General features: G+C 61.9%; 21 protein-coding genes. 17 read left to right on the top strand and 4 right to left on the bottom strand.

The features are described from left to right. Window positions 1-31: 31 nt before the first annotated feature. The 9 genes from BFP93_RS12065 to BFP93_RS12025 all read left to right on the top strand — a co-directional run bounded on the left by BFP93_RS12065 (window position 32) and on the right by BFP93_RS12025 (window position 11,424). On the top strand, window positions 32-964 hold the full coding sequence (locus tag BFP93_RS12065; protein WP_065893293.1) for a LysR substrate-binding domain-containing protein: 933 nt from the start codon (window positions 32-34) through the stop codon (window positions 962-964). A gap of 145 nt (window positions 965-1,109) precedes the next feature. Next, window positions 1,110-2,534, top strand: coding sequence for an aldehyde dehydrogenase (gene aldA / locus BFP93_RS12060; protein ID WP_065893337.1), 1,425 nt, complete (start codon window positions 1,110-1,112; stop codon window positions 2,532-2,534). An 83-nt stretch (window positions 2,535-2,617) separates the two neighbouring features. Then, a complete protein-coding gene (locus BFP93_RS12055; RefSeq protein ID WP_065893292.1) occupies window positions 2,618-3,937 on the top strand; it encodes an MFS transporter in 1,320 nt (439 codons plus the stop codon). Between the two features lies 1 nt (window position 3,938). Next, a complete protein-coding gene (locus BFP93_RS12050; protein WP_065893291.1) occupies window positions 3,939-5,156 on the top strand; it encodes a mandelate racemase/muconate lactonizing enzyme family protein in 1,218 nt (405 codons plus the stop codon). A 68-nt stretch (window positions 5,157-5,224) separates the two neighbouring features. Beyond that, complete coding sequence (locus BFP93_RS12045; RefSeq protein WP_065893290.1) at window positions 5,225-6,832, top strand: GMC family oxidoreductase; 1,608 nt, start codon at window positions 5,225-5,227, stop codon at window positions 6,830-6,832. Window positions 6,833-7,040: 208 nt separating this feature from the next. Continuing rightward, window positions 7,041-8,303, top strand: a complete 1,263-nt coding sequence (locus tag BFP93_RS12040; RefSeq protein WP_065893289.1) for a serine hydrolase domain-containing protein — start codon at window positions 7,041-7,043, stop codon at window positions 8,301-8,303. 117 nt (window positions 8,304-8,420) lie between these two features. Continuing rightward, a complete protein-coding gene (locus BFP93_RS12035; protein ID WP_065893288.1) occupies window positions 8,421-9,758 on the top strand; it encodes a hypothetical protein in 1,338 nt (445 codons plus the stop codon). Between the two features lie 40 nt (window positions 9,759-9,798). Further along, a complete protein-coding gene (locus BFP93_RS12030; RefSeq protein WP_065893287.1) occupies window positions 9,799-10,902 on the top strand; it encodes a polyamine ABC transporter substrate-binding protein in 1,104 nt (367 codons plus the stop codon). A gap of 42 nt (window positions 10,903-10,944) precedes the next feature. After that, a complete protein-coding gene (locus tag BFP93_RS12025) occupies window positions 10,945-11,424 on the top strand; it encodes a DUF3237 domain-containing protein (protein WP_017139047.1) in 480 nt (159 codons plus the stop codon). A 19-nt stretch (window positions 11,425-11,443) separates the two neighbouring features. Here the strand turns inward: BFP93_RS12025 and BFP93_RS12020 are convergent, their stop codons facing one another. Together BFP93_RS12020 and BFP93_RS12015 are read right to left on the bottom strand one after the other, a co-directional pair. Next, window positions 11,444-12,055 carry a TetR/AcrR family transcriptional regulator gene (locus BFP93_RS12020; protein WP_065893286.1) on the bottom strand — a complete coding sequence of 204 codons (612 nt, stop codon included), beginning with the start codon at window positions 12,053-12,055 and terminating at the stop codon, window positions 11,444-11,446. A 99-nt stretch (window positions 12,056-12,154) separates the two neighbouring features. Further along, window positions 12,155-13,909, bottom strand: coding sequence for a sigma-54-dependent Fis family transcriptional regulator (locus BFP93_RS12015; RefSeq protein ID WP_065893285.1), 1,755 nt, complete (start codon window positions 13,907-13,909; stop codon window positions 12,155-12,157). Window positions 13,910-14,179: 270 nt separating this feature from the next. Here BFP93_RS12015 and BFP93_RS12010 point away from each other — a divergent pair, with 270 nt between their 5' ends. The 3 genes from BFP93_RS12010 to BFP93_RS12000 all read left to right on the top strand — a co-directional run bounded on the left by BFP93_RS12010 (window position 14,180) and on the right by BFP93_RS12000 (window position 17,525). Then, window positions 14,180-15,655 carry a benzaldehyde dehydrogenase gene (locus BFP93_RS12010; RefSeq protein WP_065893284.1) on the top strand — a complete coding sequence of 492 codons (1,476 nt, stop codon included), beginning with the start codon at window positions 14,180-14,182 and terminating at the stop codon, window positions 15,653-15,655. 73 nt (window positions 15,656-15,728) lie between these two features. Further along, window positions 15,729-16,496, top strand: coding sequence for a coniferyl-alcohol dehydrogenase (locus BFP93_RS12005; protein WP_065893283.1), 768 nt, complete (start codon window positions 15,729-15,731; stop codon window positions 16,494-16,496). 81 nt (window positions 16,497-16,577) lie between these two features. Beyond that, window positions 16,578-17,525 carry a SphA family protein gene (locus BFP93_RS12000; protein WP_065893282.1) on the top strand — a complete coding sequence of 316 codons (948 nt, stop codon included), beginning with the start codon at window positions 16,578-16,580 and terminating at the stop codon, window positions 17,523-17,525. Here BFP93_RS12000 and mhpT read toward each other — a convergent pair. Next, the gene (mhpT, locus tag BFP93_RS11995; RefSeq protein WP_065893281.1) at window positions 17,503-18,711 is read right to left on the bottom strand and encodes a 3-(3-hydroxy-phenyl)propionate transporter MhpT; all 1,209 of its coding nucleotides are present in this window, start codon (window positions 18,709-18,711) and stop codon (window positions 17,503-17,505) included. The two genes, BFP93_RS12000 and mhpT, sit on opposite strands and share 23 nt — an antisense overlap. A 309-nt stretch (window positions 18,712-19,020) precedes the next feature. Here mhpT and BFP93_RS11990 point away from each other — a divergent pair, with 309 nt between their 5' ends. Beyond that, window positions 19,021-20,346, top strand: a complete 1,326-nt coding sequence (locus BFP93_RS11990; protein ID WP_065893280.1) for an OprD family porin — start codon at window positions 19,021-19,023, stop codon at window positions 20,344-20,346. Between the two features lie 5 nt (window positions 20,347-20,351). Here the strand turns inward: BFP93_RS11990 and BFP93_RS11985 are convergent, their stop codons facing one another. Further along, window positions 20,352-20,840: a MarR family winged helix-turn-helix transcriptional regulator gene (locus BFP93_RS11985; RefSeq protein WP_065893279.1), complete on the bottom strand. Its 489-nt coding sequence runs from the start codon at window positions 20,838-20,840 to the stop codon at window positions 20,352-20,354. A 213-nt stretch (window positions 20,841-21,053) separates the two neighbouring features. Between BFP93_RS11985 and BFP93_RS11980 the strand changes: the two genes are divergently transcribed. From BFP93_RS11980 to BFP93_RS11965, 4 genes are all read left to right on the top strand, one after another. Then, complete coding sequence (locus tag BFP93_RS11980) at window positions 21,054-21,884, top strand: p-hydroxycinnamoyl CoA hydratase/lyase (RefSeq protein WP_010567568.1); 831 nt, start codon at window positions 21,054-21,056, stop codon at window positions 21,882-21,884. A 76-nt stretch (window positions 21,885-21,960) separates the two neighbouring features. After that, window positions 21,961-23,409, top strand: coding sequence for an aldehyde dehydrogenase (locus BFP93_RS11975; protein WP_065893278.1), 1,449 nt, complete (start codon window positions 21,961-21,963; stop codon window positions 23,407-23,409). Between the two features lie 62 nt (window positions 23,410-23,471). Further along, window positions 23,472-25,346, top strand: a complete 1,875-nt coding sequence (locus tag BFP93_RS11970) for a feruloyl-CoA synthase (protein WP_065893277.1) — start codon at window positions 23,472-23,474, stop codon at window positions 25,344-25,346. After that, a partial coding sequence (locus BFP93_RS11965; protein ID WP_065893276.1) for a thiolase family protein occupies window positions 25,343-26,170 on the top strand: 828 nt, incomplete at its 3' end. The genes BFP93_RS11970 and BFP93_RS11965, both read left to right, overlap by 4 nt.

Genomic DNA, 26,170 nt, shown 5'->3' with positions numbered 1-26,170 from the left:
GGGCTCGTCAGCCCCAGCGCGAGTCCTGTTCATGAAACGCAAAATGCCCGCACTCAATGCGCTCAAAGCCTTCGAAGTGGCCGGCAGTACCGGCAGTTTTACCCGGGCGGCGGAGCTGCTCAATGTCACTCAAAGTGCCGTCAGCCGCCAGGTGCGCCAGCTCGAAGAACAGCTCGGTGAGAATCTGCTGGAACGCCGGCACCACCACCTTGAACTGACCAGCGCCGGCCGGGTTCTGCTGCGGGCACTGCATCAATCCTTCGACAAAATCGAGCTGACAGTGCGCAGCATCCAGCAGAAGTCCCACGCTAATCGCCTGCACATCAACGCGCCGCCAACCTTCACCAGCCGCTGGTTGATGCCGCGCCTGGGACGGCTGCGGGAAAAACACCCCGAATTGGAGCTGAGCATTACCACGCGCTTGCAGGACAGCCTGGCGGAAACCAGCACCCTGGACTGCGCGATCCGCTTTGGCGATGGCGAATGGGATGGGCTGGACAGCTCGCTGCTGCTTCAGGAACGGCACATTGCGGTGTGCGCGTCGTCGTTGTATGCGCGGGAAGCGAGCGAGGGCGAAATCGACCTTAATCGCCTGACCTTGCTGCACGTGTTGGCCAGGGAAGATCAGCGTTATCTGACCTGGAAACACTGGCTCGACGCGGCGAAAATCAGCGGCGTGGATACCCAGGGCGGTTATGAATTCGACCTGCTGGACCTGGCGATTCGTGCGGCCACCGACGGCCTGGGTATCACCATTGCCGACTGGCACATGGTTGCCCCGGAGCTGGCCAGCGGGCAGTTGACCCAGGTACTGAACGTGCATGTGGAAGGGCATCAATCCTACTGGTTGGTGACCCGGCCGGAGCAAACCTTGATGCCGCAACTGCAGGTGTTCGCCCAGTGGTTGCAGGAAGAAATCTGGTTGGCGCAAAGGCAGCTCGAACCCTCCACCGCCGCCAGTTGACCCACCCAACCTTCAGGGGACATTTGATTCCTTCTCGGGGAACATGCATTTTTTGAATGTTACGCCGCTCGATAAATCGTTTGTTCAACCCCCTCAGGATGCCAAGACTGCGGGAACTGGATAAAAACAACGATGGGCGATGCACATGCGACTTGAGCGAAACTTTGTAAACGGTCACTTCATTGAGCCTGCCAGCGATGCGCTGATTGCAGTCTACAACCCGGCGACTGAAGCGTTGGTCGGTCAGGTTTCGGCCGCCACCCGTGCTGAAGCCACGGCAGCTGTCGAGGCTGCCGCCGCCGCCCAGAAGCGCTGGGGCAAACTCACCAGCATTGAACGCGCCGAGCATCTGCGTTCATTCGCCGACGCCCTGGAGGCCTGCGCCGAGAGCATCGGTGCTGCACTGGCCGCCGAGTCCGGCAAAAGTGTCAGCGACGCCAGCAACGAAGCCCGTTACGCCGCGCAAGTCACCCGATACCACGCCGAGTGGGCACGGCGGATCGAAGGCGAGATCATCCCCAGCGACACCCCGAACGAAAACCTCTTCCTGCATCGCGAGCCGATTGGTGTGGTCGCCTGCCTGATTCCGTTCAACTACCCGGTCTACACGTTGCTGCGCAAAATCGCCCCGGCACTGATTGCCGGTAATACCGTGGTGGTGCGCCCGAGTAACAACACCCCGACCTCGGCGTTTGAAATCGCCAAGGCGGTGCAGCAATCCGGTCTGCCCGCTGGGGTGGTCAACATACTGACCATGGACCATGCCACCGCCGCAACGGTCTGCACCCACAACGCCGTCGGCTTGATCACCCTGACCGGCAGTGTCAACGCCGGACGCATGGTGCTTGATTATTGCAAGACCAACATCGCCAAACCGTCCCTGGAACTGGGCGGTAAAACCCCGGCAATCATTGAGGCCGACGCTGACCTTGAAGCCGCCGCCAGCGCTATCGTCGCGTCCAAGACCACTCACTGCGGTCAGGTATGCACGGCGGTGGAGCGGGTTTATGTGCAGGAAAGTGTCTACGAACAATTTCTCGCGTTGCTCAAAGCCAAAATCAGCGCCGTGAAGTTTGGCGACCGCGCCACCGACGCCAGCCTGATGGGTCCATTGGTCAACGCAAGCTCGCAGCAAAACATCCACGCCATGGTCGAGCGCGCCGTCGCCGACGGTGCTGTACTGGAAACAGGCGGTTTTTTGCCTGAGGGCAACGGCCATTTCTACCCGCCGACGCTGTTGAGCAATTGTCGCCAGGACATGGAAATCATCCAGGAAGAAATCTTCGGCCCGGTGCTGCCAGTGCTCAAGTACCGCGACATCGACGAAGCGCTGGCCATGGCCAACGATCACCAGTTCGGCCTGTCGTCGGTGCTGTACACCGAGAACTATCGCACCACCCTGAAAGTCGCCAACACCATCGAGGCCGGCGAGTTGTACATCAACCGGACCCCGGCCGACCCCTACCAGGGCTTCCACGCCGGATGGAAACGTTCGGGCCTGGGCGGTGATGACGGCAAGCACGGCATGCTCGAATTCACCCAGACCCGACTTGTGGTGATGAAGTACTGAACCACCCGCACTACGCCTCACGCCACACCTATAAAAACAATTATTGGGGCGCCCGGACCACCGGGCTGCCCGAGGTCTCACAGATGTCCAAGTCTGCAACCACTGTTGCCGCTGTTCAGGGTTCGAGCGCGGGTGCAAAAAGCCGCAGTGACACGGGAAGTCGCTACATCCAGCTAATGCTGTTGGTGCTGGCCGCCGGGGCGATCTATCCGATCCTCTACCTGCGCCAGGTTTACCAGACCACCATGCTCGAGGTGTTCCAGATTAACCACAGCGAGCTGGGTTATCTGTACTCGATGCTCGGGACGATTTTCCTGCTCAGCTATTTGCCGAGCGGTTGGCTGGCCGACCGGATCGCGCCACGGTTTTTGATTTTCTTTTCGCTGGTGGCCACCGGAGCCTTGGGGCTTTGGTACTCCACGGCACCCTCGATGACCGGTTTGATGATCATCTTCGGTTGCTGGGGCCTGACCACCGGCCTGACGTTCTGGGCCTCTGTGCTCAAGCGGGTGAAGATGATTGCTCATCACACTGAACAGGGCCGGTTCTTCGGCATCCTCGACGGCGGTCGCGGCCTGGTCGAGGCGTTGCTCGCAACGGTCGCCCTGGGGCTGTTCGCCTTCGCCACTGAAACCCGTGGCGAGTCCGCCGCTGAAGGTTTCAAGCACGTGGTCTACCTGTACGCCTGCACCTGTATCGCCATCGGTTGTGTGCTGGTGCTGATCAAGGACCCGAAGTCGATGGAGGACACCGCGCCAGTGGAAAAGGGCAAATACAACCTGCTCAGCGACCTGACCACACTGGTGAAAATCCCCGAGCTGTGGTTGGTGACGGCCATCGTGTTCTGCGGTTACCACATCTTCTGGGCGACCTACAGCTTCTCCGATTATTTGCAGGGCGGCGGCATGACCGCCGTCATGGCCGGCACCATCACCACCATCAAGCTGTGGATGCGCCCGATTGGCGGTATCGGTGGCGGCTGGCTCGGTGACAAGTTCTCGAACATTTCGGTGCTGATCGTGGCGCTGTTCCTCGCGACGTTGGCGATGGTCGGCCTGATCGTGTTCCCGGCGCTCAACAGCATGGGCCTGCTGGTCGGTACGGTGATCTTCATCGGCCTGATGACGTATGCGATTCGCGGTTTGTATTGGGCGATCCTCGACACCTGCAACATTCCGCTGCGTATCACCGGTCTGGCCATCGGCATTGTCTCGGTGGTCGGTTACCTGCCGGACGCCTTCATTCCATTAATCAACGGCTACCTCACCGAGCACTTCCCCGGCGCCCTTGGTTACAAGCTGTATTTCGGCTACATCGCCTCCGTCGGCCTGGTCGGGACCCTCGCGGCCCTGACCTTGCGCGCGCGTATCAATCGTCAATCTTCGAATAAAACAGGTGCCTGAGATGAAAATCGTCGCCCTTGAAACCCATATTGTTGCCGTACCGCCACCGCACATCGGCGGCATGTACTGGCTGTTCGTCAAGCTCAAGACCGATTGCGGCATTGAAGGTGTCGGCGAAATCTACGCTGCGACCTTCGGCCCCAAAGCCATGCTGCCGATCATCGAAGACGTGTTTGAACGCTACTTGCTCAACCACGACCCGCATCACATCGAGCGTTTTTTCCGTCAGGCCTATTCGAGCGGTTTCACCCAGCGTCCCGACCTGACCATGATGGGCGTGGTCAGCGGCCTGGAAATGGCCTGCTGGGACATTATCGGCAAAGCGGCGAACAAGCCGGTCTATGAATTGCTTGGCGGCAAGGTCAATGAGCGCCTGCGTTCCTACACCTACCTGTACCCGGTCAACAGCCAGGGTGAGTACGACTACGACGACCCGGACCTGGCTGCCGAATGCGCCGTCGAGAACATGAATAAAGGCTTCACCGCCGTGAAGTTCGACCCGGCGGGGCCGTACACCGCGTACTCCGGGCACCAGATTTCGCTGCAAGTGCTGGAGCGCTGCGAAACCTTCTGCCGCAAGATCCGCGAAGCGGTGGGCGACAAGTGCGACCTGCTGTTCGGCACCCACGGGCAAATGGTCCCGTCCTCGGCGATTCGCCTGGCCAAGCGCCTGGAGAAGTACGACCCGTTGTGGTTTGAAGAACCGGTGCCACCGGGCCAGGAGGAGGCGATGGCGCAAGTCGCGGCCAAGACCACCATTCCGATTGCTACGGGCGAGCGGCTGACCACCAAGTACGAATTTTTCAAGCTGTTGCAGGCTGGCGGCGCGTCGATTCTGCAAATGAACGTCGCCCGCTGCGGCGGGCTCCTGGAAGCCAAGAAGATCGCGAGCATGGCCGAGGCCTATTACGCGCAGATCGCACCGCACCTTTATAACGGGCCGATTGGCGCGGCGGCGAGTTTCCAGTTGGCAACCTGCACCCCGAATTTTCTGATCCAGGAAAGCATCATGACCTGGGGCGGTTTCCACGCCGAGGTACTGACCAAGCCGCTGCAATGGGAGGACGGCTACATCATCCCGTCCACCGAGCCGGGCCTTGGGGTGGAGCTGAACATGGACGTGGTGCGCAGGCATTCGCCCTATACCGGTGAGCGTTTGCACCTGCAAATGGCGCCGGCCCCGGCAGACGTCAAAGACACATCGCCGGCCAGAGGCTGACGGGATTTCCCGTCGTTCAGTTGCGGGAATGGGTGTTTTTTAAATAACGACTTACGCGGTAACCGTGCATGACATACGACTACATCATCGCTGGCGCAGGCGCGGCCGGCTGCATCCTCGCCAACCGGCTATCGGCCTGCGGCCAATACACGGTGCTGCTGCTGGAAGCGGGCGGCAAGGACAGTTCGCTGTGGTTCAAGATCCCGGTTGGCTTCGCCAAGATGTATTACAACCCAACCTTCAACTGGATGTACTACAGCCAGCCGCAAAAGCAGCTCAACAACCGTGAAATTTATGCCCCGCGCGGCAAGGTCCAGGGCGGTTCCGGCTCGATCAATGCAATGGTCTACGTTCGTGGTCAGGCCCATGACTTCGATGACTGGGCCGCCAACGGCAACGATGGCTGGGGTTTCAAGGACGTGTTGCCGTATTTTCGCAAACTGGAAAACCACCCGTTGGGCGAAAGCGAATACCACGGCGGCAGCGGCCCGATCAGCATCACTCCGATGAAGGGAGAGACCCATCCAATCTGCGATGTGTTCCTCAAGGGTTGCGATGAACTCGGTTACCCGCAGAGTGACGACTTCAACGGGCCGAACTTCGAAGGCTCGGGCATCTACGATGTCAACACCAAGGACGGCCAGCGCAGTTCCAGTAGTTTTGCGCATCTGCATCCCGCACTCAGCCGCCCGAATCTGACGGTCGAGCATTACGCACTGGTGGATCGGGTAGTGTTCGAGAACGAGCGGGCCAGCGGTATTTGCGTGACCCAACACGGCGTGGTCCGCACCTTCCAGGCGCGCAAAGAGGTGATCCTCTGCGCCGGTGCCGTTGACACACCGAAGATTCTGCAACTGTCCGGTGTCGCCGATCAGGCGTTGCTGGCCAGGCACCAGATCCCGCTGGTCAAACACCTGCCGGCGGTGGGGCAGAACCTTCAGGATCACTTGTGCGTCAGCTACTACTACAAGGCCAACATTGCGACGCTTAATGACCAGCTCAGCTCGCTGTTCGGGCAGTTCAAGCTCGGCCTCAAATACCTGCTGACCCGCAAGGGTGCCTTGGCGATGAGCGTCAACCAGGCCGGTGGTTTCTTCCGTGGCAACGAGGCGCAGGCCAACCCGAACCTTCAGCTGTACTTCAATCCGCTGTCGTACCAGATCCCGAAAAACAACAAGGCCAGCCTCAAGCCAGAGCCGTACTCCGGCTTCCTGTTGTGTTTCAACCCCTGCCGTCCGACGAGTCGTGGGCATATCGAGATCCGGTCGAATAACCCCCGAGATGCGGCGCTGATCGATCCCAATTACTTGAGCACACAAAAGGACATCGACGAAGTAATCCAGGGCAGTCGGCTGATGCGCAAAATCATGCAGGCGCCGGCCTTGAAAAGCATCACGGTTGCCGAAGTCCTCCCGGGGCCGATGGTCGAAAGTGATGAACAGATGCTGCAGTACTTTCGCGAAAACAGCGGTTCGATCTATCACCTGTGCGGCTCGTGCGCGATGGGGGCGGATGTACAGACGTCAGTGGTCGATAAACGGCTTAAAGTCCATGGTCTCGACGGTCTGCGCATTGTTGATGCGTCGATTTTTCCCAATGTGACGAGCGGCAATACCCACGCCGCAGTGCTGATGGTGGCGGAGAAGGGCGCCGACCTGATTTTGCAGGACGCCTGATTCGTTGCCATCGTGATTGAAAGCCCGCCGTTTGTTTTTGCTCGAAGCGAACCTCAGGTCTGTTGCTGGAGAATGGGCAGGGTGGACTCGCGCGCTACGTGCAAGCAAATCTATTTTCATGATAAAAAGTTTTATTGACTAAAATATTGTATGGGGTAATTATTTCTCTGCATCTGCTTCATGCAGAGTTATCTTCAGGGTTATCCCGATGAGTCATAAAGCTCAATTCTCCCTCGCGACTTCTTACGTCTTGGCCAATGAATCCTCATTGGCCACTCGCGTGGCGCCGCTGCTGATGCAGGGTTTTCCCGCCGCGCCGGAACACCGGGTAACGTGGAACAACTGGATGCGCGCGCCCTTCAATCAATGGGGGTTCCGTCATCTGTCTCGACTGCGCCCCAGCATTGATGTGTCGGCGGGGCCAGGGCCTGCCGGTCAGCTCCAGGAGGCCCCGCGCGCGCTGGATCAGCTGTGTTTCGACAGTGAGAGTGGGCTGGGCATCCGTGTGATCGAGCACCTCGTCGCCAGCCAGACGGACGCCTTTTTGGTGATGCAGGGTGACAGGGTGTTGTACGAGCGCTACTTCAACGGTCAGCGCGCCTGTGACCGGCACATCATGTTCTCGGTGACCAAGTCGTTGATCGGTACCTTGGGTGAACAGTTGGTGACGCGCGGCGCGCTCAACCCCGAGCGGCCGGCCGCTTACTACGTGCCTGAACTGGCGGGCAGCGCATTTGGCGATGCGACGGTGCGCCAATTGTTCGATATGGCGGTGGGCATCGACTACAGCGAAGTGTATGACGACCCCAATTCAGAAAGCTCGCAGTACGGCTATGCCTGCGGCTTTCAACCCGCACCGGCGCAGTACGCGCAGTTCGAATCGTTGTACCAGTACTTGCCATCCCTCAAGAAACGCGGCAGCCACGGCGGCTTTTTCCACTATGTGACGGCCACCACCGAAGCCTTGGCGTGGGTCATGGAACGTGCCTCGGGCAAGGCCTGCAGTCAGATGCTGGAGGAGGTCTGGGGGCGCCTGGGGTGCGAGCGCGACGGCTATTTCATGGCCGATCCGTGGGGCCGTAACGTAGCCGGGGCGGGGTTCAGCGCCACTTTGAGAGACATGGCGCGCTTCGGTCGCCTGCTGGCCAACAACGGTCGCCACGACGGTGCTGAGCTGCTGTCGCCCGAGACCGTGGCCCGTATCGCCGCCGGTGCGGATCCGGCGATCTACGCGCAAAATGCCGAGTTCTCCAGCTGGACCCCGGGGGCGTCCTATCGAAGCCAGTGGTACGTGTTCAACGACCACAGCCAGGCCCTGATGGCCGGGGGCATTCACGGCCAGTACCTGTTCATCGACAAGCCGTCCGGCGTAGTGATCGTCAAGCAATCGTCGCTCACCGATGCGGTCAGCCCGTTCGATACGGACAGCGTGCGCATGCTGCGCGCGATCGCCGCCCACCTGAGTCACTGACCCACGCCTAAAAAATAAGAGTCTTGCGTTCTATTCACCTGGCTTGCCCAGGTGCTGGCGGCGCCCTGCGTCGCCATTGACTGCCCTGTAACAACAATAATTCCACAGGAGCTTCTTATGGTATTCACCAAGCGTTTCTCTCGAGCGCTGTTGGCGGTCGGCTTACCTTTGACTACCCACGTTGCGTTGGCGGGCTACACCTTTGAGGACGGCGATCTCAAGGGCGAAGTCAATCTGACCGCAGGCGGGGCGACGTTGTTTACCCGTGGTGTCAACTTCGGCAGCGGCCAGGTCGATGCGCGCAACGGTAAAAACGGCGGCGCCCGGATCAACTGGCAAGAGGTCTACGTAAAACCGGGGGTCAAACTGGAGTATGCGTTGCAACCGGATTTCAGCCTGCTCGCGGGCGGCTCCCTGGTGGCGGCGAGCACCTTCGGCGACGGCGACGCGGGTGGCTTGACCCGCAGCTCCGATGGCAAGGCCGCAGCCGAAGAACTCTACGGCGGTTTTCGCGCCGGCGAGTGGAAGCTCACCGCCGGCCGCCAGAATTATATGATCGGTACGGGGTTCATCGTCATGGATGGCAACCTCGACCAGTTCAAGGATGGCGCCTACTGGCTCGGCCCGCGAACCGCGTTCAAGGATTCGGCGATCCTCGCCTGGGACCATGGCGCACTGAAGTCCCAGGCCTTCACCTTGCGCACCGATGATGACTTGGGCGACTTCCGCATGACCGGCGTCAACCTCGATTACAACCTCGATGACCAGGTGACGCTCGGCGCCATGGCCATGAAGGTCAATGCCCTTGGCCCCCGAGGCAGCACGCTCCCGCGCCGCCGGGACGGGATGCAGGTGTACAACCTGCGGGCGCTCAACGCCAAGGTACCCGGCGTACAGGCGCTGACGCTGAATGCCGAGTACGCGCTGGAGCGTGGCAGCGGCGAGGGCGTCGACTACGCTGCCAACGCGTGGTACGCCCAGGCCGACTATGCCTTCAGCACCGTGCCGCTGACGCCGATTCTCGGCTACCGCTACGCGAGCTTTTCCGGTGACGACAACCTCACCGACAACCGGCAAAAAGCCTGGGACCCACTGAGCAAAGGTTTCGTCGACTGGAGCACCTGGCTGGTCGGGGACGTGGTCGGCAACTACCTGCTGTTCAACAGCAACGAAAACGTCCAGCAGTTCTCCCTCAAGACCCACCTCAACGAAACCCTGACCCTGGGCGCGATTCACTACCAGTTCTGGCTGGACGAGAAAAACTACCTGGGCGCACCGGTCAGCGAGCGGCGCTTTGCTGACGAAAGTGTGGTTTTCCTCGACTGGACACCCACGCCGTCGTTCTATACGTCGCTGTCCTACAACTGGGTCAAGCCACTGGCCGCCGCCAAACAGGTGTTCGGCAACGACCAGATGTTCAGTGCGCTGGAACTGTATTTCACCTACCGCTATTAAGTGCTGCGAGCCATCGCGGCCGCGCTGGAGTGTTTTGATCATGAACAGATTTTTGCGTAACACCGTGCTGGGCGCTGTCGCCTCGTTGCTCATCAGTGGAGTTTGCCTGGCTGAAGAACGCACCGTACGGATCTACAACTGGATCGAATACCTGCCACCCGAAGTGCTCAAGAGTTTTCAGGAGGAAACCGGCATTCGCCCGATTTACGATGTGTTCGACAGCGTCGAAACCATGGAGTCCAAGCTGTTGACGGGCAACTCCGGATATGACGTGGTGTTTCCCGGTTCCGCCAACCTGGGACGCTTGATCACGGCCGGTGCCGTGCAGCCGCTGGATCGCAAGCAGTTGCCAAACTGGCAGCACCTGGACCCGCAATTCATGCAAACCCTGGAAACCGCAGGTGACTCCGGCAATCGCTACGCCGTGCCTTACCTGTGGGGCACCACGCTGATCGGCTACAACGTCGACAAGGTGCGCAAAGCTCTCGGCCCTGACGTGCAGATGAACAGCTGGGACATCATCTTCAAGGAAGAAAACCTCGCCAAGCTCGCCAGTTGTGGCGTGGGTTTTCTCGACGCCGCCAACGAGATCCTGCCGATTGCCTTGCACTACAAGGGCCTCGACCCCAATAGCCAGAAGCGCGAGGACTATGTACAAGCCCAGGCCCTGATGATGAAGATTCGCCCTTACGTCAGTTACTTCAACTCGTCGCGCTACGGCATGGACCTGGCCAACGGTGATATCTGTGTGGGCGTGGGCTGGTCCGGCGGTGTCGCACTGGCCACACGACTGGCAGATGCCGCTGGCAAGGGCGTCAAGGTCGAAATGGCACTGCCCAAGGAAGGCGCGCCGATGTGGTCGGACGTGATGACGATCCCGGCCAAGGCCCCCGATCTGGCGGAGGCCCATGCGTTCATCAATTACATCCTGCGCCCGGACGTGATTGCGCGCATCAGCAACAAGATCGGCTACCCCAACCCGAACAAGGACGCCACTGCGCTGGTGGACGCCAGCATCCGCAACGACCCGAACATGTATGTGCCGGACGAAGCGCGCAAGACCCTGTTCGCCCTGGAGCCGATCCCGGCTGCCGCGGAGCGCATCCGCACCCGCACCTGGACCGCCATCAAGAGCAACCGCTGATCAGTGTGGCCCGGTGCGTGCGCGCCGGGCTTGGAGCTTGCCATGACTGAACGGATGGACATTGCCCCCAACTTGCAGCGGGTGCTGACCCTTCGCGTCGCGATAGGGCCGGGCGTGATGCTGGGCGACAGCGTTGAAGGCCTGCGCTGCAATTACCCGATTGTGGGCGGGGATTTCGATGGGGTCGGCATCAGCGGCCAGGTCCTGGCGGGTGGAGAAGATTGCTTTCTTTTGCGCCCCGATGGCATCGGTCAACTGGATGCCCGCTACAGCGTAAGGACCGACGAAGGCGAGGTGATCAACATCCGTAACCGGGGTGTGCTGAGCATGACTGAGTACGGACGCCAACTGGAGCGCGACGGCCAATGGCCGATTCCTGAGACGGAGTACCGCTGCACCTGTACGCCGGTGTTCCAGGTGCCCAAGGGGCGGCTGGACTGGCTCACCCGTTCAAGTTTTATCGGCTTGGTGCATTACCCGTGCGCCGACCAGGTGGTGATTCGTTGCTATCGCTTTTACTGAGGCCCGACCCTGGAAGCTCTCAGGCCTGCATGCCGTAGAACAGCAACTCGGTGATACGCCTGACCTGCATCGAGTGTGCGTCGATATCCGGGTGTTCCTGGTTCACCAGCCGGAACAGTTGCAGGTGCGAATAATCGTTCAACAGGAACGCGGCCAATTCCACATCGAGTTGCGGGCGCAGCTTGCCGGCCTGTTGCAATTCCCGCAGCAATTCGCTGATCTCGGCCCTCAGTGCATCGTTCATGGCCCGATAGCCTTCGGGCAGTCCATTGCTGCCGCCGAACAGGATCAGCGGCAGCAGTTCACGCCACAGGCTGGGGTGCATGACTTCCAGTGCATAGCCGGTAAGAAGACGTTCCAGGTGGCAGAGCGCTTCGACCGGGTCGTCGATTTCGTGGATCCGGCTGCGGGTGTCGATGATCGCGCGTCGATCGGCGTGGTGCAGAATTTCCAGGATGATTTCCTGCTTGTTGCCGAAGTACTTGAACACCGTCGGCGGCGACACTCCGGCCTGGCTGGCGATCTGTTCGATGGTGGTGTTCTGGAAACCCTGGCGCTCAAACAGTTCGACCGCGGCTTTACTGATAGCTTGCCGGCGCTCGGCTTTCTGACGTTCACGCAGTCCACTCACAGGAGATCCTTGTCACGAATAAAAAGAGGGGCGCGTGTCGGCCCCATACCCCCTGCAAAATACTTAATTGGGTAAAGCTTTTAAAGCACTAATTGCCATTCAAGGGGTTTGCCGCTGGTGCTTCTTCATACGGTAGGCAAATTGAGCACGGCTGAGCCCCACGAGTCTGGCGGCCGCAGCCAGGTTGCCGGCGCTTTGTTGCAACGCTTCAGTGATCAGGCGCGATTCAAGGCCTTCGATGGAAACCCCCTGGTCCAACGGGTCGAGGGTACCCAGCAGCGTCGCGCGCGGCGCCTGCGCGGTATTTGACAGGCCGCCCTGGTCGTCGAGGCCATAGGGCTCGGCGGGCATCGGTTCGTTGCGAAACAGATGCACCAGGTCAATGGCCTGGCCTTCATCGCTTGCAATCAGGCCGCGTTCGATGAGGTTTTGCAGCTCGCGCACATTGCCCGCGAAGTCGTAGCGCAGCAACGTCTTCAGGGCGCGCATGGTCAGGCCTGCCGGGGTCCGGGCGTAGTCCTGGCAGAAGCGCGTCAGGAACGCATTGATCAGCAGCGGGATGTCGTCCCGGCGTTCACGCAGCGGGGGCAGGGCGATGGGGTATACATTCAGCCGGTAGAACAGGTCTTCGCGAAAGCTTCCGTCTGCCACCGCTTTACGCAGGTCGATATTGGTGGCGGCCACCACGCGCACATCCACCTTGATCCCGCGCACCCCGCCGACCCGTTCGATTTCCCGTTCCTGCAAGGCTCGCAGCAACTTGCTCTGCCCGGGCAGGCTGAGGCTGGTGATTTCATCCAGGAACAGGGTGCCACCCTGGGCCCGTTCGAACCGCCCGGGGCGTGAGTGCGTCGCGCCGGTGTAGGCGCCGCGTTCGACACCGAAGAGTTCGGCCTCCACCAGGTTATCCGGGATGGCGGCGCAATTGAGTGCCACAAACGGGCTGTCATGGCGACGACTGAGCTGGTGCAACTGGCGCGCAAACATCTCCTTGCCCACGCCGGACTCACCGCTGATCAACACCGTTGCCGGGGTCAGCGCGACCCGTTGCAGCGCTTGCATCGCCGCGTTGAACGCGGCACTGGCGCCCACCAACGGTTGCGGCTGGCGGGTTCCGCCACTGCTGGCGACGGGGCCTGCGAGCGTGGGGGTAGCAGGGCCAGTGACGGCCTGGGACACATTCAGGTAGCGTAGGTCCTGCTCGACATCACCCCATTGCTCGGCGGTCTTGCCAATCACGCGGCAACGGTGATGGCCCATGCCACGGCATTCCACTTCGCGGAAAATCACCATTTGCCCGAAGAGACCACTGACGAAGCCGATGGCATAGCCGGTTTCGGTCCAGCACACCGGGTCCTGGCCGATGCCGTAGGCCCCTACATGTTCATCGGCTTCGCACGAGTGGTGCCAGAGAAATTCCCCTTCATAGAACCCCGAATCGGCATCGAACTTGAAGTGCAGCGGTTCGACCTTGGTCATGCCTTCCAGGGTGTGCAGGTGAGTCCCGGCGCGAAACACCGCGGCGGCATCGGCCTGTGGCCAGCGCTCGCGGATCAAGCGCGCATCCCGTGCACCGGAGGCATAACCGGCGCGGGTGAACAGGCCCCGGGCCTGGTCCAGTCCCAGGCGCTCGATGACCTCGGCGCGCAAGGCGCCGAACGACGAACTGTGCAGCAACAACATACGTTGATCGTTGAGCCAGATGCGCCCGTCTTCGGGGGAAAAGAACAGGCAGTCGGCCAGTTCCGCGGTGGTGGGCGAGCTGCTGTCACTGAGTTGGCGACTGTCGCCGCGCGGAGGGTAGGGCGCGGTGGCCACCCGGTCGTCGGGCAGCGCGCTGTGGGGATTAGTCATTGTTATGCCCCTGCAAAGCGAGTGATCGATATGAGCAACTGCTCAGATAGTTATAAAACATAACCTTATCAATTGAACAAGTGGCAGAGCCCGGGTTTTTTGCCGGTGAACGCCCCATGCGTGTGAGCGCTGCGTGGCAGGCCTCGACCCAGAGCCCTCGCCGGTTTATGTACGCGCCGTTGCGTGCAAGCGGCACAGCCTTTGCTCAAGACCTGATGCGGCGTTTGCACCCTGTGCAGACGATGACAATTACAAGAACCGGAGTTGCCAATGCCAGTGTCTGAGACCACCCCCTTTCTACAGCGGGCCATCGCGTCCGAATGCCTGTTCAACGGCGACTGGATTCCCGTTTCGGGATCTGTGATTGACGTGATTGAACCCGCCACCGGCGAACCCCTGATGCGCTGCGCCATGGCCAACGCGGCCGACATTGCCATCGCCTGCCGCAGTGCGGCTCTGGCGCAGCCTGCCTGGGCTGCGTTGGGCCCACGGGAGCGCGCCGAGGTATTTCGCAGAGCGGCGGACCTGGCCCAGCGGTCCTTCGCCGAGCTGGCGCTGTACGTCGCCCGGGAAACCGGCGGCGCGTTGTACAAGGGCGAGCACGAAGTGCGTGAAGCGATTGTGCTGCTGCATCAGGCGGCGGGGCTGTTGTCCCAACCTCACGGGGTGGTGCTGCCCAGTGCTGCCGGCCGACTGTCCTATGCACGGCGCCAGCCCCACGGTGTGGTCGGGGTGATTTCACCGTTCAACTTCCCGCTGGTGCTGTCACTGCGTTCAGTGGCTCCGGCGCTGGCGGCGGGCAATGCCGTGGTGCTCAAACCCGACCCACAGACTCCGGTCAGCGGGGGTTTTCTCATTGCCCGGCTGTTCGAAGAGGCGGGCTTGCCCAAGGGCCTGCTGCAGGTGTTGCCCGGCGCGGCGCCGGCGGGGGAAGCGCTGTGCCGCGATCCGAACGTGCGGATGATTGCGTTCACCGGGTCCACGGCGGCGGGGCGCAAAGTCGCTGAAGTGGCCGGTCGACACCTGAAAAAGGTTGCACTGGAGCTGGGCGGGAAAAACCCGCTGATCATTCTCGAAGACGCCGACCTCGACCTGGCCGCGAGCAATGCAGCCTGGGGCGCCTGGCTGCATCAGGGGCAAATCTGCATGGCGACCGGGCTGATTCTCGTGCATCAATCCATCGCCGAAAGCCTCACCCGCAAGCTGGTGGACAAGGCGCGGGCGCTCACTGTGGGCAATGCCGCCCAGGGTGAAGCGGCGCTCGGCCCGTTGATCAACCAACGGCAACTGCAGCGCGTGCATGAAATCGTCAGTGACAGTGTACAGGCCGGCGCACGGCTGGAGGCGGGCGGCGACTATGACCGGTTGTTCTACCAGCCCACCGTGCTCAGTGGCGTACGTCCGGGCATGCGCGCCTTTGAGGAAGAGCTGTTCGGCCCGGTGGCCACGGTGGTCAGTTTCTCCACCGACGAGGAAGCGATCGAACTGGCCAACCGCACGGAGTACGGCCTTTCGGCCGCCATCATCTCGCCGTCGGTCGGGCGCGCCATGGCCATCGGTGAGCGGCTGGACTGCGGCCTGCTGCACATCAACGACCAGACCGTGGCCGACGAATGCATCAACCCGTTCGGCGGGCGCGGTGCCTCCGGCAACGGCGGCAGCGTCGGCGGGCCGGCCGACTGGGACGAGTACAGCCAGTGGCAGTGGGTCACGGTAAAAAATACGCCGCCTGTCTATCCATTCTGAGCCGTGGCCGTTCCGGGCCCTGGCTCATCGCTTTGATACACCCATGCCTATACAAAAATAAGAGGGCTTGAACATGAACCTGCACAACAAAACCCTGATTGTCACCGGCGTCGCTTCCGGTATTGGCGCCGAACTGGCACGGCTCGCGCGTTTCCAGGGCGCGACGGTGATCGGTGTGGATCGCCATGAACCGCAACTGACCCTGGATGGCTTCTTCCAGGCTGACCTGGGCGACCCGGCCAGCATTGATGCCCTGGTGGCGCGCCTGCCCGCGCGGGTCGACGGGCTGTGCAACATTGCCGGGGTGCCCGGTACGGCGCCCACGCAAGCGGTGGCCACGGTCAATTATCTGGGGCTGCGGCACCTGACTCAAGCGCTGCTGCCACGCATGCCGGCGGGCGGCAGCATCGTCAATGTCGCCTCGGTGCTTGGCGCGCAATGGCCGCAACGGCTGGAGCTGCACAAGGCGCTGGCCGCGACGTCCAGCTTCGAGGCGGGGCAGCAGTGGCTGGCGGCCAATCCGGTGGAGCAGGCCAGCTGTTATCAGTACTTCAAGGAAGCGCTGATCGTGTGGAGCTTCCAGCAATCCCAGGGCTGGTTTCGCGATCACTCGGTGCGTATCAACTGCGTGGCGCCGGGGCCGGTGTTTACCCCGATTCTCGGCGATTTCGTCAGCATGCTCGGGCCGCAGCGGGTGGCCGAGGACAGCCGGCGCATGACCCGCCCAGCCCTGGCCGATGAGGTGGCGGCGGTGATTGCCTTCCTCTGCTCGGACGCTTCGCGCTGGGTCAACGGGGTCAACCTGCCGGTGGATGGCGGGTTGGCCGCCACCTACGTGTAGGGCCTGCCACAGCGATAAATCCCGGTGCGGCCCCTCCGTGCCGGGAGTCTTGAACAACAACAAAAATACAGGACATACAAGATGCTCAAGCCTATCTTGCGGACGGTTGCGGCCACCACGTTTGTCGCACTGTCACCGATTGCACATGCTTATGACCTGCCCGGACTCAACCTGGGTACCACCAGTTTCTACGACGGCTCACCGGCCCCGGCTGGGCCCGGCTGGTACCTGGAGGAATACCTGACGTACTCCCGAGCGAGCCGTTTCAACGATGCCCACGGCAACAAGCTGGCGTTGCCCAGGCAGGATGTGGAAGTGGTGGCGCCCACCACGCAGATCATCTACGTCGGCCAGCCCCTGGCCAATGGCGCGATGCCCGGATTCACCCTGATCAACACCTCCCTGGCCCACGTGAATGTCGACGATGGGTTGAACAATGCGGCGCTGAGTTCCCGTGCCGGCTTTGGTGATCTGACGGTCGGTGCCTTCCTGCAACTGCCGACCCTGAGCCGCGCCGATGGCAGCCCGCTGCTGACCCAGCGTGTGGAGGCTGATGTGTCGATCCCGGTGGGCGCCTATGACCGCAATCGTTCGATCAACCCCGGCAGCAACTTCTGGTCATTCAACCCGTATTACGCGGCGACGTACTGGTTCAGCCCGAAATGGTCGGCGAGCGGGCGTTTCATGTACCTGTGGAATGGCAAGAATGATGATCCGCAGGCAGGCTTCGGGGATGTTTCCGATACCCAGGCCGGCCAGGCATTGCATGCCAATCTGACGCTGCAATATGCCTTGAACCAGCAACTGAGCGTGGGGGTCAACGGCTATTGGTTGAAGCAAATCACCGACACCCGGGTCGATGGACGCGCCGTGAGCGGGCGCCGGGAGAAGGTCTGGGCCATTGGCCCAGGCCTGGTCTATGCGTTCAGCAAGGAAGATGTGCTATCGGTAAACGCCTACTTTGAACAGCAGGCTGAGAACCGCACTGAGGGCAACAAACTGGTGCTCAATTGGCTGCATAAGTTCTAGTGGGCGCCGTACGCACCATCACGCTGATGATGGTCAGTGCGGCAATCACCACCCCGGGGGACGTCGCCAGCAGTACCCCGGCGGTGCCGGCGCCGGCGGCAAGCAGTTGCCCGGCCGCCAGGGGCCCGGCCACTGAACCCAGGCGGCCGACAGCCACGGCGGCACCGACGCCGGTGGCACGCACCGAGGTCGGATACGAGGGCGGTGCAGAGGCGTACAGCACCAACTGCGCAGCCATCACGAACAAGCCGGCGGCAAAACCAGCGATGGCCATGGGCACGATGCCCACCGACAACCCGACCCCGGCCAATGCCGCCAGCAACCCGGCATACACCGACAACACCACGTTGACGGCATTGCAGCGGTCCAGCAGCACGCCGCCGAGCAGCGAACCCAAGGCGCCGCCGATATTGAAGAGCATCTGCACCATGCCCGCCTGGGGTTTGCTGAAACCCTGTTCCAGCAACAGCGACGGCAGCCAGTTCAGCAGCATGTACATCACGGTCAAGGTGAAGAAGTAGCTGAGCCACAAGGCCAGTGTGGTGCGGGCGCGACCCTCGCCGAACAGTGCCTGGCCGGTGGAGGGGCGGGCGCCGTGGGGGGTGTCGCGCTGTTGGCGAAAGGCGCTGGACTCAGGCAGCAGCAGGATCATCAACGGTACGGCCAGCAAGGGCGCCAGGCCGCCAATGATAAACGTGGTCTGCCAGTGCTCACTGGAAAACATCGCCACCACTGCGGCCAATGCACCCCCCAGCGGCACCCCGCAGTACATCACGCTGATGGCCGTGCCACGGTTGCGCTCGCTCACCGCTTCGGCGCACAGCGCGATCAGGTTGGGCAGCGCGGCGCCCAGGCCCAGGCCGGTAAGAAAACGCACCAGCAACAAGCTTGAGTAGCTCTCGACAAATGCGGTGCTCAGGGAAAACAGCCCGAACAGCAGCACGGCGCTGACCAGGATTTTCTTGCGCCCGATCCGGTCGGCAACCCAGCCGCCGAAGAACGCCCCCGGCAGCAAGCCGATGATGCCGACGCTGAACACCCAGCCGAGCATCTTCGGGTCCAGGGCGAAGGTTTGACGCAACCCGGCGGCGGCGGTGCCGGCGGCTTGCAGATCGAACCCTTCGATCAGCGCAACGATAAAGCACAACGCAATAGTCAGCGTCGAACGACGCGATGAACTGTCCATGGCAAACCTCATTGTTGTTGTTTTTGTTGGGGGGGCGAGCTTGAGTGGCTGCTGAGGATTAAGATAACAAATATAACTAAAAAATGAATGGTGGAATAAATCACTCAAAAAACAAGAATAAAACAATAAAATTCAATGTATTGAGATATTGATCCATGGGTGGCTAAAAAATAGATAGCTTTATTAATGTTCGATTATCGGTCGGTTACGGTTGACGAGTCACCTCGGCTGTTTCCATTCTTGGCTCGCGAGGCTGACAGGGCCGAGCGTGTGCCAACCCAAAAACAACAACAAAAATGGACATCGAACATGCCAGAACTCCCTATAGAGGACGCCGTTGCCGCGGCGTCCGTCTCCTGTGCGTCGAACACCACTCCACGCCGGCTGCTGGCCTTGCTGGCCTTGAGCGTGTTGCCCGGTTCGCTGTGGGCTGCAGGCTTTATCGACGACAGCCACGGCACCCTGACCTTGCGCAATTACTACCTGGACCGTGACTACAAGGACGACGGTGCGAAGACCGCCGCGCGGGAATGGGCCCAGGCGTTCATCCTCAACCTGGAATCGGGTTACACCCCTGGCCCGGTAGGCTTTGGCCTGGATGTACGCGGGTTGATGGGGGTCAAGCTCGACTCTTCGCCGGACCGCAGCGGTACCGAGTTGTTGCCGGTGTCGGCCAGCGACAAGCGCGCCGCCGACGAGTACTCGCGCCTGGCCCCAACCGCCAAGCTGCGGTTCGCCCAAACCACGGTCAAGGCCGGCGATGTGTCGATCTTCCTGCCGTTTGCCTTTGCCAGTCCGTCGCGGCTGCTGCCGCAAACCTTTCGCGGCACCACCTTGAGCTCCAAGGACATCAATGGCCTGACCCTCAACACGGGCTATATCGACCGCATCAACAAACGCGACTCCACCGACTACCAGGCGATGACGATCGCCTCGCCCAACCGGCGCTTCAACGCCACCGCCACCACCTCGCACCTGGCTTACGTCGGCGGTGATTACCAGGTCAACAAAGACCTCAGCCTGCGGGTCTATCACTCGCAGATCGCGGACCTCTACCAGCAGGACACCCTGGCGCTGCTGCATAACTTGCCGGTGGGTGATGGCGTGCTCACCAGCGACCTGCGCAGTTTTTTCAGCCGTGAGGATGGCAGTGCCAAGGCGGGCAGGGTGGATAACCGCAACCTCTCGGCGTTGTTTGGCTATCGCCTGGGCGGCCATCGCGTCAGCCTTGGCTACATGCACTCAAGCGGGGAGACGGCCACGCCCTATATCTCGGGAACGGAGTTGATGGGCATGAGCGAACTGACCATGAGTTCGGACTTTCTCAACGCCAAGGAGCGCACCTGGCAAGCCATCTACGACTATGACTTCGCGGCATCGGGAGTGCCTGGGCTGAAGACGCGGCTGCGCTACGTGCGTGGCGACCACATCGAACTGGCCGCTTTCAACGCCGAGGATCGCAAGGAGCGCGAGTTCCAGATGGAACTGGGGTATGTGATCCAGAGCGGCCCGCTGAAGAACGTCGGGTTCATGGCGCGAAAGTCGATCTACCGCAATGACTTCCCGAGCGGCGCGGCCTTTCGCGATGAAAACCAGACCCGTTTTCTGGTGCTCTACACCGTGGCGCTCTGGTAGGCCGATCAGTCCTGGTAGACCTTCTTCAGCAAGCGCAGCAGCTCTTCACGCTCCTGGCCGTCGAGGGCGGCGGTGGCGTCGAGGTCACTCTGTGCGGCGATTGCCTTGAGTTCCTTGAGCAGGGTTTCGCCGGTCTTGCTGAGGAAGATCCCGTAGGAGCGTTTGTCCGGCTTGCAGCGTACCCGCACGGCCAGCGCGCGGCTTTCCAGCTTGTTCAGCAACGGCACCACCTGGGGCGGCTCAATGGCCAGGGCGCGCGCCAGGTCGGCCTGCATCAGCCCGGGGTTCTGCTCGATGATCGCCAGGGCCGAGAATTGCGCCGGGCGCAGGTCGTGGTCCGACAACCGGCCGATCAGGTTCTGGAACAGCTTGAGCTGGGCGCGGCGCATGGCGTAGCCGATCAGATCGTCCAGGGCTGAATCCAGCGGCGGCCGTACCTCGTCGTTGTCGGGCAGGGCCTGGCTGGCGGCGGCGATGTTGGAAGGCTTGGCCATTGGCAGTGCAATCCTCAAAAGGTGCAGGTTAATAAGACTATCTAGTTTGCCGGTGTTGGCGCGCTATGGCTACGCCGGGTTTTCACAGCGTCAGCTACGCGTGGGTTTTAAGCAGAAAAAATATTGGTTATTAAGATTAATAGTTAATTGACATAACTATATTTGCGGTTTAATTTCGAATCATCTTCACACCCAGAACAAGAGCGTACCGCCATGAGCAATTACGAAGGCCGTTGGACCACAGTCAAGGTTGAGATCGAAGAAGGCATCGCCTGGGTCATTCTTAATCGTCCGGAAAAACGCAACGCCATGAGCCCCACCCTGAACCGGGAAATGATCGACGTGCTGGAAACCCTCGAGCAGGACCCTGCCGCCGGCGTGCTGGTTCTCACCGGTGCGGGCGAAGCCTGGACGGCGGGCATGGACCTCAAGGAATACTTTCGCGAGGTGGATGCCGGCCCGGAAATCCTCCAGGAAAAAATCCGCCGCGAAGCCTCGCAATGGCAGTGGAAACTGCTGCGCATGTACGCCAAGCCGACCATCGCTATGGTCAATGGCTGGTGCTTCGGCGGTGGCTTCAGCCCGTTGGTGGCGTGCGACTTGGCGATCTGCGCCGACGAAGCGACCTTCGGCCTCTCGGAAATCAACTGGGGCATCCCGCCAGGCAACCTGGTGAGCAAGGCCATGGCCGACACCGTGGGCCATCGCCAATCGCTGTACTACATCATGACCGGCAAGACCTTCGGCGGGCAGAAAGCCGCCGAAATGGGCCTGGTCAACGAAAGCGTGCCCCTGGCTCAACTGCGCGAAGTGACCATCGAACTGGCGCGTAACCTGCTGGAGAAAAACCCGGTGGTGCTGCGTGCCGCCAAGCATGGCTTCAAGCGCTGCCGCGAGCTGACCTGGGAGCAGAACGAGGATTACCTCTACGCCAAGCTCGATCAGTCGCGCCTGCTCGACACCGAAGGCGGTCGCGAGCAGGGCATGAAACAGTTCCTCGACGACAAGAGCATCAAGCCTGGCCTGCAGGCGTATAAACGCTGAAGGGCGCGGCCGCCTGGCCGCGCCGTTGTACCCTGCTTGAACGTATTCCCGATAAAGACAATAAAGAGGAATCACCATGCTGGACGTGCCCCTGTTGATCGGCGGCCAGTCGTGCCCCGCCCGTGACGGTCGAACCTTCGAGCGTCGCAACCCGGTGACCGGTGAAGTGGTCTCCCGAGTGGCCGCCGCGACCCTGGAAGATGCCGACGCCGCGGTCGCCGCCGCCCACGCCGCGTTCCCCGCGTGGGCGGCGCTGGCGCCCAACGAGCGCCGCACCCGCTTGCTCAACGCTGCCGAGCAATTGCAGGCGCGCAGCAGCGAATTCATCGCCGCCGCCGGCGAGACCGGCGCCATGGCCAACTGGTATGGCTTCAATGTGCGCCTGGCGGCCAATATGCTGCGCGAAGCAGCGTCGATGACCACCCAGATCACGGGGGAGGTGATCCCCTCCGATGTCCCCGGCAGTTTCGCCATGGCCTTGCGTCAACCGTGCGGTGTGGTGCTGGGCATCGCGCCGTGGAACGCCCCGGTCATCCTCGCCACACGCGCCATCGCCATGCCGCTGGCCTGCGGTAATACCGTGGTGCTCAAGGCCTCGGAATTAAGCCCGGCGGTGCACCGCCTGATCGGCCAGGTGTTGCAGGATGCCGGCCTTGGCGATGGCGTGGTCAACGTCATCAGCAATGCTCCGGCCGATGCCGCCGCGATTGTCGAGCGGCTGATCGCCAACCCGGCCGTGCGGCGGGTCAACTTCACCGGCTCGACCCATGTCGGGCGGATTGTAGGCGAACTCTCGGCGCGTCATCTCAAGCCGGCATTGCTTGAACTGGGCGGCAAGGCACCGTTGCTGGTGCTCGACGATGCCGATCTTGACGCCGCTGTGGCGGCGGCGGCCTTTGGCGCCTATTTCAACCAGGGCCAGATTTGCATGTCCACCGAACGCCTGATCGTCGATGCCAGGGTCGCCGATGCGTTCACCGCCAAGCTGGCGGCCAAGGTCGCGACCTTGCGTGCGGGTGACCCCGCTGCGGCGGATTCGGTGCTGGGCTCCCTGGTGGATGCCAGCGCCGGCACACGCATCAAGGCCCTGATCGACGATGCCCTGGCCAAGGGCGCGCGGCTGGTGGTGGGCGGCCAACTGGAGGGCAGCATCCTGCAGCCGACCCTGATCGAGGGTGTCACCGAACACATGCGCTTGTACCGCGAAGAGTCCTTTGGCCCGGTGGCCGTCCTGCTGCGTGGTGAGGGTGATGAAGCCTTGTTGCGCCTGGCCAACGATTCCGAGTTCGGCCTGTCGGCGGCGATCTTCAGTCGCGACACCGGGCGCGCGCTGGCACTGGCCCAGCGGCTCGAGTCGGGTATTTGCCATATCAACGGCCCAACCGTGCATGACGAGGCGCAGATGCCGTTTGGCGGGGTCAAGTCCAGTGGGTACGGCAGCTTTGGTGGCAAGGCGTCCATTGAGCACTTCACGCAATTGCGTTGGGTGACCTTGCAGAACGGGCCACGGCATTACCCGATCTGAGCAGTTGCTGCGACCTAACAATAACAAGGCGGCTGTGATCCGCTTTGCTGGAGGACATCCTTGTGAGTTCCGAATCCCGACCGCAACCCCAACCCGCACCGCGATACCGCGAGGTCTCCATCGGCCACGCGCCGGTGGCGGTCACTGAAGAACACGGCGTGTTGCACATGCGCTCCCTGGAGCCCCTGGCCGAGTTGCCGGCGCGCCTGCTCGATCGCCTGGTGCATTGGGCTCGGGTACGGCCCGAGCAGACGTTTATCGCGGCCCGCCAGGCCGGTGGGGATTGGCGCCGTGTCAGCTACCGCGAGATGCTCGACAGTGTGCGCGCGATTGCCCAGGGCCTGCTGAATTACGGGCTGTCGGCGGACAAGCCGCTGGCATTGCTGTCGGGCAACGACATCGAGCATTTGCAGGTCGCCCTCGGCGCCATGTACGCCGGTATTCCTTACTGCCCGGTCTCGCCGGCGTACGCGTTGTTGTCCCAGGATTTCGCCAAGCTGCGGCATGTCTGTGACCTGCTGCAACCCGGGCTGGTATTCGTCAGCGATGCGGCGGCCTACCAGCGTGCGATCGAGGCCGTATTGCCGGCCGAAACTCCGTTGATTTGCGTGCGCGGCCACGTCCCCGGGCGTACTCAGGCCAGCTTTGCGAGCCTGCTGCAAACGCCGGGCGGCGCCGAGGCCGATGCGGCGTTCCAGGCCACCGGTCCTGACAGCATCGCCAAGTTTCTCTTCACCTCGGGCTCGACCAAATTGCCCAAGGCCGTGATCACCACGCAGCGCATGCTCTGCGCCAACCAGCAGATGCTGTTGCAGACGTTTCCGGTGTTCGGTGAGGAGCCTCCGGTGCTGGTGGACTGGCTGCCGTGGAATCACACCTTTGGCGGCAGCCACAACGTCGGCATCGTGCTCTACAACGGCGGCACCTTTTATCTGGACGACGGCAAGCCGACGGTCCAGGGTTTTGCCCAGACCTTGCGCAACCTCAAGGAGATTTCGCCCACGGCTTACCTCACGGTGCCCAAGGGCTGGGAAGAACTGGTCAACGCCCTGGAACAGGACGCCGAGTTGCGCGAATGTTTTTTTGCGCGGATGAAACTGTTCTTCTTCGCCGCCGCCGGCCTGTCCCAAAGTATCTGGGATCGCCTCGATCGCGTAGCCGAACAGCACTGCGGTGAACGCATCCGCATGATGGCCGGGCTAGGCATGACCGAAGCCGCACCGTCCTGCACCTTCACCACCGGGCCGTTGTCCATGGCCGGCTATATCGGCTTGCCCGCGCCGGGCTGCGAGGTGCGCCTGGTGCCGGTGGACGGCAAGTTCGAAGGGCGCTTTCGCGGGCCGCATATCATGCCGGGATACTGGCGAGCCCCCCAGCAAACCGCCGAGGTGTTCGATGAACAAGGGTTCTACTGTTCAGGAGACGCGATCAAGCTCGCCGACCCTCAGCAGCCGCAACTGGGCCTAATGTTCGATGGGCGAATTGCCGAGGATTTCAAGCTCTCTTCCGGGGTGTTTGTCAGCGTTGGTCCGTTGCGCAATCGCGCGGTGCTCGACGGCTCGCCCTATGTGCAGGACCTGGTGATTACCGCGCCCGATCGCGAGTGCCTCGGAGCACTGGTGTTCCCCAGGCTCTACGAATGCCGTCGGCTGGCGGGCCTGGACGCCGACGCCAGCGACGCCGACGTGCTCGGCAGCGCGCCGGTGCGCCAGTGGTTCGGCGATTGGTTGCAACGCCTCAATCGCGGGGTGACCGGCAATGCCAGTCGCCTGGAATGGATTGCCCTGCTCGACGAGCCGGCGTCCATTGATCGTGGGGAAATCACCGACAAAGGTTCGATCAACCAGCGCGCCGTGCTGCAATGGCGCGCGGCCAAGGTCGAGGCGTTGTATCGCGGCGAAGAGGCCACGATCCTGCGCGCCGAGCCCAAGCCTTGAACGGGCAGTATTCGGCATTTGCCGATGTGGCGATTCTCGAGGCCGTGCGCACCCCCTGGATTGACCTGGGTGGCGCACTGTCTCAGGTCTCACCCATCGACTTGGGGATCAAGGTGGGCCGTGAGGTACTGGCCCGTGCGGGTATTGAACCGCAGGCAGTGGACAGCGTTCTGGCCGGCTCCATGGCCCAGGCCAGTTTCGATGCCTACTTGCTGCCACGGCATATCGGCTTGTACAGCGGGGTGGCGCAAGCGGTCCCGGCATTGGGGGTGCAGCGCATCTGCGCCACCGGTTTCGAACTGTTGCGCCAGGCTGCCGGGCAACTGCGCGACGGCGGGCAACTGGCCTTGTGTGTGGCCAGTGAATCCATGTCGCGCAACCCCATCGCGGCTTACACCCACAGGGGCGGGTTTCGTCTTGGCGGCGAGGTCCAGTTCAAGGATTTTCTGTGGGAAGCCTTGTATGACCCGGCCCCGGGTCTGGACATGATCGCCACGGCCGACAACCTGGCGCGCCGTTATGGCCTGGGCCGCGAGGCAGTGGATCGCTACGCCTGCGCCAGCCACCAGCGAGCGTTGCAGGCGCAGCATGACGGCGCTTGGGTTGACGAGGTGGTGACGGTCGATAACCAGGTATTCGAACTTGAGGGATACCAGCCCAGAGGCATCAGCCTGGCGCGTGGGACCGGTGCCGTCAGCGCGGACAGCCACCCTCGGCCCACCGACCTTGCGAGCTTGAAACGCTTGCGCGCCGTGCATCCCGGCGGGGTGCAAACCGCCGGCAACAGTTGCGCCGTGGTGGATGGCGCGGCGGCGGCCTTGGTG

It is taken from the genome of Pseudomonas sp. 44 R 15 (assembly GCF_900004965.1).
In the GTDB taxonomy this organism is placed as follows: Bacteria; Pseudomonadota; Gammaproteobacteria; order Pseudomonadales; family Pseudomonadaceae; genus Aquipseudomonas; species Aquipseudomonas orientalis_A.
Note: the sequence above shows the minus strand (reverse complement) of the source record. Positions and strands in the feature narration are given on the sequence as shown.